Raw genomic sequence first — 12393 nt, forward strand, 5'->3', positions numbered from 1 at the left:
CGCGCGGCCCCGTGACGGGGGCGTCCGTCACCGTCGGGCCCGGGACCGGCTCCGGAGCCTCATGCCGGGGTGTAGTCGGTGAAGTGCCGAGGCGAGAACAGCTCCGGCCATCCGCCCCGGTCGAGGCCGAGTTCGCGGGCGCGGGTGAGCATGTGCCGCCAGTAGGGCTTGACCGGGCGCCACCGGGCGCCGGTCTGGCAGTAGGAGGCGTCGACGAAGTAGCGGGGGCGGCGGGTCGTCCGCGGGGCGGGCCTGCGCGCGTGGAACAGCGCCGAGTTGAGCAGGACGGTCGAACCGGGCGGGAGCCGGTCGAGGACGGCCTCGCCCGGTAGCTCCGAGGTGCCCAGGTGGGCGCGGGCGGTCTTGTCCGCCTCCTCGCGGTGGGACCCGGGCAGGACGGCCAGGCTCCCCATGCTCTCGTCCAGGCCCGCCGGGTAGTGCAGGGCGTGCACCATGACCAGGCCCGGATCCCCGAGGTCGTTGGGCTCGTTGTCGTGGTGCCAGGGCTTGCCCCCGGTGTCCGGGTCGTGCCTGGCGCTGTGCAGGTGGTGGAAGACGAAGGGCGCCTCCAGCAGCTCCGCGATCACCTCCAGCAGCGGGCCGTGGGTGAGGAGTTCACCGTGGGCGGGCAACTCCAGCTCCAGGGCCGGGCGGGGGTCGCCCCCCTCCGGGTCGAGGCAGGCGGCTATCGAGCGGTCGCGCAGCCCCTCGTCCACCCAGCGGTCCACCTCGGGGAGGAGCCGGTGGAGGAGGTTCTCGGGCAGGAGGCCGGGGAGGACGAGGTATCCCGACTCGGCGAAGCGCTCTCGTCGCTCGGCCGTGGACACGTCCTGGGACAACGCATGCGTCAAAGTGTCACCCGTGATTCGCGCTTCGGTGGTGGACGACTGCCGGGTCGTCGTGGGGATCGCCGTGCTGGTCCTGTTCCGGGGGTGGGAGGGCGTTCTCGTTTCCCGCCGACCGGGCGCTGGGGGAATGGCGCGGTATTTCCGAGGGAGGGCGGTGTTCCGTGGTCCGACTGCATCAATTTTGCATCCGTTCCCTTCTGTGTCAAGAAGGTCGGAAAAGAATCCCGTGGGGGATGCGCGAACACGTGCGTACGCGAGGGTCGTGGGAGGCGTGAGGGGGTACATCGGTACTGCTCACAGCGGTTTTCGGGTGTTGTTGTCCTCTGTTGTTGCTGGTGTGGAACGCGGCGCCAAAATGTATTTTTATCCCCTTTCTCCCTTCTGGGTCGTGAGGGAAAATAGGAGATGTCCGGGTCTCCGGAAAACCGGGGGAATCCGATTTTCCTCGGAGCGCGCTCCGTCATCGGACGCGTGCTCCCCTGTGTGTTCGGCGCGGTCGGGGGCGACGGATTTCCCCGGTGATCCCTTATGTGTGAAATGCGCGGTGGGGATGGTCTTCCTGGAAAGGGTTCCGTATCCGAAAAGCGTGTGTCCCGGACACGGCGTCGGCCCCGCCCCCGCGTCGTGCGGGAACGGGGCCGTACATCCGATCCGGGGCCTCAGCCGTTCGGGGCGTCCAGGGCCCGCTCCAGGGCGTCGCGCACGGTGGCACCCAGCAGCTCCACCTTGTACCCGGTCGCGGGCAGCGGGGAGCACAGGTCGGCCAGACCCTCCAGCGCCTCGACCACGCCCCCGTCCAGCGCCCGGCCCGTACGCGCGCCCACCAGGGCGGCCTCCACCTCCGGCAGCCGCAGTGGGGTGCGGGCCACCCCGCCCACGGCCACCGCCGCCGAGGTCACCGCGCCCCCGTCCGCCAGGGCCAGGCGTACCACCGCCTCCACCAGCGGCCACTCCGCGCGCGAGCGCCCGGTGGCACGGCGGTAGGCGGACCGCTCACCCGCGGTCGGGACCGGCAGCCCGACCGACACCAGTACCCGGCCGGGCTCCAGCACGTGGTCGCGGGTCGGGTCGGCGGCGTCGTAGAGGTCGGCCACCGCCATCTCGGTCCGCCCCCCGCCCGCCACCAGCACCGACGCGTCGTATGCCAGCAGCGCCACCGCCAGTGAGGACGGGTGCGGGGCCGCGCACGGGCCCCGGTCCACGACCACCCCGTACAGGTGGTCGCCCCCGCGCGCCGGGCAGGAGTCCCCGCCCGTCTGGAAGCAGTCGAAGGCCGGGTTGCGCAGGTACCAGCACCGGTTGCGCTGGAGCAGGTTGCCGCCCAGCGTCGCGGCGTTGCGCACCTGCGGCGTGGCCAGAGCCCGCGCCGTGGCCGCCAGCGCCGGATAGGCCGCGGCCAGCGCGGGGTCCGCGGACAGCTCGGCGACGCCGGTCAGCGCGCCCACCCGGGCCGAGCCGTCGGGGCGCCACTCCACCCCGCGCAGCTCGCGCACCCCGGTCAGGTCGACCACGGGCGCGGGCTCCAGGACCCCCGAGGCCAGGCACGCCGTCAGGTCGGTGCCCCCGGCGCGCGGACGGGCGCCCGTGCCCTCCAGCCGGGCCAGGGCCTCCTCCAGCCCCGCGGGGCGTGTGGTCGCGGTCATCGCAGTCCCTCCAGCAGTCGGTCCGGGCGGATGGGCAGGTCCAGGGGGCGCCAGCCGGTGGCGTCGTGCACGGCGTTGGCCACGGACGCGGCCACGCCCACCAGGGAGATCTCGCCCAGGCCCACCCCCGCGCCCGCGGCGTGCTCGAACCCCTCCTGGTGGAAGTGCACCTCGGTCTCGGGGACGTCGCCCATCCCCGGGAGCCGGTAGTCCTCCAGGTTGTCGGTGAGCACCACCCCGGTGGCCGGGTCGTGGCGGCGCTCCTCGAAGAGCGCGTACCCCACGCCCTGCACCACGGCGCCCTCGGCCTGGTTGCGGGCCAGCCGCTCGGCGTACACGCGGCCCACCGCCAGCCCAGCCCAGCAGCGGGTGGGGCGCACCCGGCCCAGCAGGGTGTCCACCTCCACCTCCATCACGTGCACGGCGCCGGTCATGCCCCGGCCCACGGCCAGGTCGTCCATGTTCGGGGTGAGCGCGCCCCGGCGGTCCCGGCCCCTCTCGCCGACCACCCGCACCCCCTCGGCGGCGGCCAGGGCGTCCTTGAGGGCGTGCTCGGGGATCGGCCCCGAGGCGGGAACCCCGGGCTCGCGTTCGCGCAGTTCGGCGCGGAGCCGGTCGGCGGCGTCGGCGGCGGCGGGGCCCATCGAGGTGGTGGTGCGGCTGCCGAAGGAACCGGTGCCGTGCACCGAGGAGCTGTCACCGATCTCCACGCGCACGTCGGCGGCGGACATCCCCAGCCGCTCGGCGACCACCTCGCCCAGGACCGTGCGGATCCCGGTGCCGATGTCCTGGGTGGCGGAGCGCACCACCACCGCGCCGTCGCGGACCGACAACTCGACCTTCGCGCTCGGGCCCATGAGGTAGAGCCAGTTGGAGGCGGCGACGCCGACCCCGCGCCGGAACCGGCCGGTGCGGGCGCCGCGCGGGCGCTCGCGCCACAGCTCCAGGGCGGCGGCCCGCTCGTACAGCGCCCGGCGCCTGGGGTTGCCGTCCCACCGGCGGCGCAGGGACAGGGGGTCCTCGCCCAGCCGGTGGGCCATCGTGTCCACGGCCTGCTCCACGGCCCAGGACATCGGGGCGCCGCCGGGGGCGCGCATGGGCGCCCCCGGCGGGCGGTGGGTGACCACGTCGAAGTCGCGGGCCCGGCGCGGCGAGCGCCCGTACATCAACAGCCCGAAGACGGCCGTGGTGGAGCCCACCGAGACGCCGCCGTCACCGTGGGAGTCCACGGTCAGCGCCGCCAGGTCCCCGGAGTCGTCGGCCAGCAGCGCCACCCGGGTGCGGGTTCCGGGGCGGTGCCCGGCGTCGGTGAGCTCCTCGGCGCGGTCGAAGGACACGCGCACCGGGGCGTGGGCCAGCCGGGCCAGTTCGGTCGCGGCGACCATGTCGACCGACAGGCCGGCCTTGGCGCCGAAGCCGCCGCCGACGTACTCGCTGAGCACGTGCACCCGCTCGGGCGACAGCTTCCAGCGCTCGGCGGCCTTCTGGGCGACCTTGGACACCGCCTGGGTGGACGCGCGCAGGGTCAGCGAGCCGTCGCGGTCCCAGGAGGCCACGCACACGTGGGGTTCCAGCGGGCTGTGCACCTGCACGGCGGTGGTGTACTCCTGGGCCACCAGGCGCGGATCCCGGCGTTCGGCGGCCGTGCGCAGGCGCCGCACCGCGGTCGCGCCGCGCCAGCCGACGGTGGTGGGACCGCGCGTGTTGCCGTCCCAGCGGCCCGGGAGACTGGGGCCCTCGGCGTTGGAGGGGGCGGCCTGGCGCTCGGCGCGCGTGGGGTAGACCCGCGGGGCGTCCTGCGCGCGCGCCTCCTCGACACCGAGCACGGCGGGCAGGGGTTCGTAGTCCACCCGCACGGCTCGGGCGGCGGCGCGGGCCAGGGCCGCGGTGGGCGCGGCCACGGCGGCGATGGGCTGGCCGACGTAGCGCACCGTGCGCTCCTCGCCCAGCAGGTCGGTGAACACCGGGTTCGGGTCCACGGGCTGTCCGGGCCCGGGGCGGCGGGCGGCCGCGCTCCGCGCCCCGCCGGGGTCGACGGCGCGCACCCGCGCGTGGGCGTGGGCCGAGCGCACGATCACCCCCTCCCAGGTGCCCTCGGGGGCCAGGTCGGCGCTGAAGCGGGCCCGGCCGGTGACCTTGGCCAGGGCGTCCGCGCGCGGCGGCGCCTGCTCGGGTTCGGTGTCGAACTCGCCCGCGCAGGCTGCGTCCACGGCGGCGAAGATCCCCTCGTAGGCGCCGCAGCGGCACAGGTGCCCGGAAAGGGCGTCGGCCACGCGGTCGCGGCCGGGGCGGACGTCGCCGTGCTCGGCGCGCCAGGAGTCGACGAAGGCGGAGGCCTCCACCACGAACCCGGGCGTGCAGTAGCCGCACTGCATCCCGTCGTGGGCGGCGAAGGCGCGCTGGACGGGGTGGTCGCCGCCCAGGCCCTCCACGGTGGTGACCTCGCGGCCCTCCAGCCGTTCGGCGGGCAGCAGGCACGAGGCGGTGGGCGCGCCCTCCACCAGGACGGTGCAGGCGCCGCAGACCCCGGTGCCGCAGGCGATCTTGGCGCCGGTCAGGCCGAGGCGGTCGCGGATGTGCTCGGCCGCCGTGGTGTCGGGGGAGTCGGGGGCGGGGGAGGAGACGCCGTTGACTCGAACGTTCATGGGGTGGCTTCCCTCGATGCGAAGTTGACATTGTCAACTTAGGGGCGGCGTCGACCGCTGTCAACGAGCCGCCGGGCCCCGCGCGGCCGCGGCTTCCGGCCCTGGCGGCTCCGTGGCTGCTCCGGGCACGCGCGGCCCCGGCCGGTCCACGGCGAAAAAAGGGGGAGGCCGGGCCGCCCCCTCGGCGGCCCGGCCTCCCCGTGGCGGATCCGGCTCACAGCCCCAGCGCGTGCATGGAGAAGTGGAACGCGAACACGGCCGAGAGCACCCACATCAGCCAGCCCACGTCGCGCACGCGCCCCTGGGCCGACCTGACCAGCGTGTAGGAGATGATCCCGATGCCGATCCCGCTGGCGATGTCGAAGGTGAACGGCATCATCGCGATGGTCAGGAAGGCCGGGATCGCCACGGCGACGTCCGACCAGTCGATCTCCCTGATATGCATCATCATCATGGCGCCCACCAGCACCATCGCCACCGCCGCGGCCTGCGCAGGGACCACGCCGAACACCGGGGCCAGGAAGATCGCCGCGAGGAAGAACAGCCCCGTCACCACGCTCGCCAGACCGGTCCGGGCGCCCTCGCTCACCCCCGCCGTGGACTCCACGAACACCAGCGTCGCCGAGGAGCTGGTCAGACCCCCGGCCACGGCGCCCGCGCCGTCGGTCACCAGGATCTGGTTGACCCGGGGCATGTGCCCGTCGGCGTCGGCGATGTCGGCCTTGGTGCCGATGGCCAGGATGGTGCCCAGGGCGTCGAAGAACCCGGCCAGCACCAGGGTGAACAGGATGACGCCCGCCGTGGTCGCACCGGCCGAGGTCCAGGCGCCGAACATGTCCACCTGGAACAGCAGGCCGAAGTCGGGGGCCGCGAACGGGTTGCCTGGCAGCTCGGGGCTGGCCCCGCCCCAGGCCCGGGCGTCCAGCCCCACCGCGTAGTGCACGACGATCGCCAGGACCGTCGCGCCGACGATGCCGTAGAAGATCGCGCCGGGCACCCCGCGCACCAGCAGGACGCTGGCCAGCACCAGGCCGCACACGAAGACCAGGATCGGCCACCCGTCGAGGTGGCCGCCGGCCCCGGCCGCGCCGATCTGGAGCAGGCCGCCGCCCTCCCCGGCGCTGACGAAGCCCGCGTTGTCCAGCCCGATGAGGGCCACGAACAGGCCGATGCCCACGCCGATGGCCATCTTGAGGTCGTGCGGCAGCGCGTTCATCACCGCGGTCCGCACGCCGGTCACCACCATGAGGATGATGGCGACGCCCTGCCACACGACCAGGCCCATCACCTCGGGCCAGGCCATCACGGGCGCGGCCTGGTAGGCCACGACCGCCATCACCCCCAGGGCTGCGGCGCAGGCGATCGGCGCCCGGCCGACCACCCCCATCATGATCGTGACCAGCCCGGCGGACAGGGCGGTCATGGTGGTCAGCTGGCCCGCGGACAGGACGTCGCCGTTCACGTCGGAGGCGCCGCTGAGGATGATCGGGTTCAGGACGATGATGTAGGCCATCGCCATGAAGGTGGTCAGTCCGCCGCGGACCTCGCGCCCGAAGGTGGATCCGCGCTCGCTGACGAAGAAGAAGCGGTCGAGCCAGGATCGAGCCGTGGGCTTCCGGGCCCCCGAGTGCGGGCCGGAGTCCTTGAGTCGGGTCATGTCCCCTCCTGGAGGGAGATGAGCATGGCAGTCGTCGCCATGTGTAGGGGAGTTATAACTCTTCGTGTTCAATCGAGGGTGTGCGCAGGGCGGCGCCGTCCTGCCGTAGGGCACCCGCCCCGGTGTCGGGGCGCCGACGAGGCCGGGGCGGGCGGTTCATGGGGGCGGCGCGGCGGGGGCCGCGCCGCCGGTCGCGGCTACAGGTCGATGCCCACGATGTCCTCCGGGCGCACCGGAGCGTGGGTCAGGGCCCTGCCGGTGGCCGCGCGCACCGCGGCCACGATGGCCGGGGTCGAGGACAGCGTCGGCGGCTCACCCGCGCCGCGCAGCCCGTAGGGCGCGTGCGGGTCGGGCCGCTCCAGCACGTCGATGCGCATCGGCGGCGTGTCCAGGATGGTGGGGATGAGGTAGTCGGTGAACGAGGGGTTGCGGATCTCCCCGTCCTTGACCTGCACCTCCTCCATCAGCGCCAGACCCAGGCCCTGCGTGGAGCCGCCCTGGATCTGCCCCGCCAGCTGCTGGGGATGCAGCACCCGGCCCACGTCCTGCACCGCGTCGAGCGCGACCACCTTCACCAGGCCCAGCTCCACGTCCACGTCCACCACGGCCCGGTGCACGCACATCCCGAACTGGTTGTGCGAGGAACCCTGGCCCAGCTTGGGGTCGAGCATCTCGGTGGGCCGGTGGTGGTACTCGCGGGTGTGCTCGACCACCGTGCCGCCGCGCGCCGACTCCCCCAGCAGGTCCGCCAGGGACACCAGCGCGCCGACCGTGGCCGACACCAGCTTGCCCCCGTCCAGGGACAGGTCGGTGTCGGGCAGCGCCTCGGGCACGATCCCGCGCTCGCGGGCCAGCGCGAACACCTCGGCGCGCACCGACGCGCACGCCGTCATGACCGCGCCGCCGGTCATGTACGACTGCCGCGAGGCCGAGGAGGAGCCCGCCGAGCCGACCCGGGTGTCGGCGGGGGCGATGACCACCCTCTCCACACCCAGCTCGGTCCGGGCGATCTGCCCCTTGACCGTCACCAGGCCCTGGCCGACCTCGGCCGCCGCCGTGTGCACCAGCACCACCGGCTCGCCGCCCACCACCTCCAGCCGCACCCGCGCCGTGGAGTAGTCGTCGAACCCCTCCGAGAAGCACAGGTTCTTCAGCCCCAGGCCGTAGCCCACACCGCGCACCACGCCTTCGCCGCGCGTGGTGCCCGCCACCCCGCCCGGCAGGGTGCGCTGGTCGGCGGGGTCGGCCAGCGTGTCGCGCTCGGGAGGCATCGGCAGGGCGCGGCAGCGCTCCAGCATCTCCGCCATCGGCAGCGGCATGTCGATCTCCTGGCCCGTGATGATCCGCGAGCCCTGCGACATGGCGTTCCTGATCCGCAGGTCCACCGGGTGCATGCCCAGCTCCTCGGCGAGCCGGTCCATCTGCGACTCGTAGGCGAAGCAGGCCTGCACCGCGCCGAACCCGCGCATCGCGCCGCACGGCGGGTTGTTGGTGTACACCCCGTAGGCGTCCACCAGCGCGTTCTCCACCTCGTAGGGGCCGATGCCCAGGGAGGAGGCCACGCCCACCACCGCGGGGGTCGCCGACGCGTACGCGCCTCCGTCCACGATGATCTCCGCCGTGGCGTAGAGCAGCGTGCCGTCCGCGCGCGCCCCGTGCTCGTAGCGCATCCTGGCCGGGTGCCGGTGCACGTGCCCGTAGAAGGACTCCTCGCGGTTGTACACGAACTTGACCGGCCTGCCCGTGCGCAGCGCCAGCAGGGCCGCGTGGATCTGCATCGACAGGTCCTCGCGGGCGCCGAAGGCCCCGCCCACCCCGGCCAGGGTCAGCCGCACCTTGTCCTCGGGCAGCCCCAGCGCCGGGGCGATCTGGCGCTGGTCCACGTGCAGCCACTGCGTGGCCACGTACAGGTCCACCCCGCCGTCCTCGGCCGGAACGGCCATACCCGACTCCGGGCCCAGGAAGGCCTGGTCCTGCATGCCGACCTCGTACTCGGAGGCCACCACCGCGTGGGCCTCGGCGCGCAGCCGCTCCAGGACCTCGCCCTCGCGCTCGGCGGAGCCCGCCACGGCGGCGAACGCGCCCGTGCGCACCGGCTGGTAGCGCAGCCGGTTGCCGCGCGGGTTGTACTCGGGGTGGTCGGGGACCGTGCCCGGCTCGTGCACCGGCGGGCAGTCGGGGTCCAGCGCGGCCCGCCGGGGGTCGCTGATCGGCTCCAGCACCGCGTAGTCCACGCGGACGCGCTCCATCGCCCGCCGGGCGGTCTCGGGGTGGTCGGCGGCCACGATCGCCACCGCCTCGCCCTTGTAGCGCACCTTGTCGAAGGCCAGCACCGGCTGGTCCTGGTACTCCAGCCCGTAGCGCTTGTTCCCGGGCACGTCCTCGTGGGTGAGCACCGCGTGCACCCCGGGCACCTTCAGCGCCTCGGTGACGTCGATGCCCCGGATCTCGGCGTGCGGGTGGGGGCTGCGCAGGGTCGCCCCCCACAGCATGTCCTCCATCCACATGTCCGAGGAGTAGGCGAACTCGCCGGTGACCTTCAGGGTTCCGTCGGGGCGGCGCGGGCTGGAGCCCACCCCGTCCCGGGTCGTGCTGCTCAGCTCCGTCACGGTACGGGTCGTCGCCGCCATCAGCGGCTCACCTCCTGGGTCAGGGTGCGGTGCGCCGCACGGCCGCGCGCGGCGGCGGTCTCCGCGGACAGGGTGCGCAGCTCACCGCGGTCGACGACGGTGTTCCCGCCGACCCAGAGCCTCTCCAGGGGCGGGGTGGGGCCGAAGACCGCCGCCACCACCGGGTCCCCGATCACGTCGTAGCCGAACCCGTCCACCCGCCACAGGGCGATGTCGGCCAGCTTGCCCACCGCCAGGGAGCCCAGCTCGGCGTCGCGGCCCAGCACCCGGGCGCCGCCCAGGGTGGCCATCTCCAGCGCCTGGCGGGCGCTGAGCGCCGTGGGGCCCCTGCGGGCGCGGGCCATCAGCAGCGCCTGGTGCATCTCACCGGCCAGCGGCGTCAGCTCGCTGGAGGCCGGGCCGTCCACGCCCAGGCCCACGGGCACGCCCGCCTCCAGCAGCTCGGGCACCCGGCAGATCCCCGCGCCCAGGCGGGCGTTGGAGGTGGGGCAGTGCGCCACCCCGGTGCCCGTGGCCGCGATCCGCCCGATCGCCGCGTCCGACAGGTGCACGGCGTGCGCGAACCACACGTCAGGGCCCAGCCAGCCGAGCTTCTCGGCGTACTCCACGGGGGTGCACCCGAACTCCTCCAGGCACTGCTCCTCCTCGTCGAGCGTCTCGGCCAGGTGGGTGTGCAGCCGCACCCCCCGGTCCCGGGCCAGCGCCGCGCTCTCCACCATCAGCTCGCGCGAGACCGAGAACGGCGAGCACGGGGCCACCGCCACCCGCGTCATCGCGTCGGGCGCGGTGTCGTGGTGGGCGTCGACGGCCTCGGCGGTGCCCGCCAGGGCCTGATCCAGCGACTCCACCACGGCGTCCGGCGGCAGACCGCCCTGGCTCCGCCCCCGGTCCATCGACCCGCGGGCCAGGTCCAGGCGCACGCCCACCTCGCGGGCGGCCTCCACCTCGGCGGCCACGATGTCGCCGCGGCCCGAAGGATGGACGTAGTGGTGGTCGGAGGCGGTCGTGCACCCCGACAGCGCCAGGTGGGCCAGACCGGCCGAGGTCGTCCCCGACACCACGTCGGCGTCCAGACGGGCCCAGATCTCGTAGGAGCCCACCAGCCACTCGAAGAGCGTGCCGTCGGCGAACAGCCCCTGCGTCGCCCACTGGTAGAGGTGGTTGTGCGTGTTGACCAGACCCGGCGTGACCAGGCACCCGCGCCCGTCCACGCGCTGGAGCCCCTCGGCCCCGGGGGCCGGTCCCGCGCCCACCGCCGAGATGCGACCCGCGCGCACCGCCACGTGGCCGTCGGCGTACTCCGCGCCGTCCACGGTCACCACGTGGGCGCCCTCGATGACGAAGCCCTCCGCCGCGTTCACGTGCCGCTCCCGATCCGCCGCGAGGCGGCCAGACGCACCGCGTCGAGGATCTTCTCGTACCCGGTGCACCGGCACAGGTTGCCCGCCAGCGCCTCACGGATCTCGGCGTCCTCCGGCGCGGGCAGCCCCGCGCCCACCGTGCGCTCCAGCAGGTCGTCGGTCTGCACCAGCAGACCCGGCGTGCAGAACCCGCACTGCACCGCGCCCGCCTCCACGAAGGCCTCCTGCACCGTGCCCAGCTCGCGCTCGGCCCCCTCGCCCCCGGACAGGCCCTCCACGGTGCGCACCTCGCGCCCCTGCGCCTGCCCGGCGGCGATCATGCACGAACACGCCGTCACGCCGTCGAAGTAGACCGTGCACGAACCGCACTCACCCTGCTCGCAGGCGTTCTTGCTGCCCGGCAGCCCCAGCCGCTCACGCAGCACGTACAGCAGGCTCTCGCCCGCCCACACGTCGTCGGCGGTGACGTCCTCGCCGTTGACCCTGAAACTCACGCGCATCGCGTGGCTCCCTTCCGGTAGTCGGTGACCGACCAGCTCAGTGCGCGGCGCGCCATCACCGACAGCGCGTGCCTGCGGTACTCGGCGCTGCCCCGCTGGTCGTCGATGGGGCGGGCGGCCGCGGCCACCAGTGCGCCGAACTCGCGCACGACCGGCTCCGCGAGCGGGCGGCCGTCCTCCCAGTCGAACTCCGCCGCCAGGAACTTCTCGGCGGCCTCCGCGCGCAGCGGCGTGGGACCGGCCGAGCCCACGCCCGTCCCCACCACCCGGCGCTCGGTGTCCAGGGCCAGGGAGAAGGAGGTCACCGCGATGACCATCGCGTTGCGCGTGCCGATCTTGGCGAACTGCTGGGGGCCGGTCGGCTCGGGCAGCAGCACCGCCGTGATCAGTTCGTCGGCCCGGCGCGCGGTCGTGCGCAGCGACAGGTAGAACTCGCGGGCGGGCACCCGGCGCCTGCCCCGCACCGACGCCAGTTCGATGACCGCGTCGGTGGCCAGCAGCGGCGGGTGGGACTCCCCGGCCGGAGAGGCGCCGCCCAGGTTGCCGCCCACGGTGCCGCGGTTGCGGATCTGCGGGGAGGCCACCGAACGCGAGGCCCTGGCCAGGGCCGGGGCCCGCTCCGACAGGTGCTCGATCACCTTGGTGTAGGACACGCCCGCGCCCAGTCGGGTGTGCTCCCCGTCCGGTCCGAACTCGGCCAGTTCCGGGATCCGGGTCAGGTCGATCAGGGCGGGCGGCCGCCTCTTGTCGAAGTTGAGCTCCACCATCACGTCGGTGCCGCCCATGATGGGCACCGCCTCGGGCAGGGCGCTCTTCGCCTCAAGGGCCTCCTCCAGTGTGGAGGGGCTCAGGAACTCCATGCTCGGTCCTCTTGTCGCCATGGTCGTGCCGCCGCTCGCTCGCGGCCCGGCGCGGTCTGTCGGTCGCGTCTTCCCTGGTGGGTCTCGCCGATGCTGTGAAGTACACCACTGGGAGCGCGGTCACTACCAGCAAGTGATGACATGAAGTGTCCGCGGAACGAACGGTTATCGTTGGGCGTTTCCTACAAGTGGCGTCACCGGAGTAACATCCACCGCCTCACCACCCCGGGCGCCCGCCGCCCACACGAG

At 74.1% G+C, this 12393-nt stretch carries 8 protein-coding genes; all 8 read right to left on the minus strand.

Annotated features, from left to right (window positions below):
• Window positions 1–59: 59 nt before the first annotated feature.
• On the minus strand, window positions 60–839 hold the full coding sequence (locus tag G011_RS0102805) for a phytanoyl-CoA dioxygenase family protein (protein WP_019607122.1): 780 nt from the start codon (window positions 837–839) through the stop codon (window positions 60–62).
• Window positions 840–1507: 668 nt separating this feature from the next.
• Window positions 1508–2491: a xanthine dehydrogenase family protein subunit M gene (locus tag G011_RS0102810; RefSeq protein WP_019607123.1), complete on the minus strand. Its 984-nt coding sequence runs from the start codon at window positions 2489–2491 to the stop codon at window positions 1508–1510.
• A complete protein-coding gene (locus G011_RS0102815) occupies window positions 2488–5136 on the minus strand; it encodes a molybdopterin-dependent oxidoreductase (protein WP_019607124.1) in 2649 nt (882 codons plus the stop codon). Before G011_RS0102815 ends, G011_RS0102810 begins: the two co-directional genes overlap by 4 nt.
• 214 nt (window positions 5137–5350) lie before the next feature.
• Window positions 5351–6793 carry an NCS2 family permease gene (locus G011_RS0102820; RefSeq protein WP_019607125.1) on the minus strand — a complete coding sequence of 481 codons (1443 nt, stop codon included), beginning with the start codon at window positions 6791–6793 and terminating at the stop codon, window positions 5351–5353.
• A 197-nt stretch (window positions 6794–6990) separates the two neighbouring features.
• Window positions 6991–9423: a xanthine dehydrogenase subunit D gene (pucD, locus tag G011_RS0102825; protein ID WP_019607126.1), complete on the minus strand. Its 2433-nt coding sequence runs from the start codon at window positions 9421–9423 to the stop codon at window positions 6991–6993.
• Window positions 9423–10784, minus strand: coding sequence for an 8-oxoguanine deaminase (locus tag G011_RS0102830; protein WP_019607127.1), 1362 nt, complete (start codon window positions 10782–10784; stop codon window positions 9423–9425). The genes pucD and G011_RS0102830 overlap by 1 nt, the downstream gene beginning before the upstream one ends.
• Window positions 10781–11284, minus strand: coding sequence for a (2Fe-2S)-binding protein (locus G011_RS0102835; protein ID WP_019607128.1), 504 nt, complete (start codon window positions 11282–11284; stop codon window positions 10781–10783). Before G011_RS0102835 ends, G011_RS0102830 begins: the two co-directional genes overlap by 4 nt.
• A complete protein-coding gene (locus G011_RS0102840; RefSeq protein ID WP_019607129.1) occupies window positions 11275–12144 on the minus strand; it encodes a xanthine dehydrogenase family protein subunit M in 870 nt (289 codons plus the stop codon). The genes G011_RS0102835 and G011_RS0102840 overlap by 10 nt, the downstream gene beginning before the upstream one ends.
• Window positions 12145–12393: the final 249 nt, after the last annotated feature.

This window comes from Nocardiopsis sp. CNS-639, from assembly GCF_000381685.1.
Lineage (GTDB): Bacteria > Actinomycetota > Actinomycetes > Streptosporangiales > Streptosporangiaceae > Nocardiopsis > Nocardiopsis dassonvillei.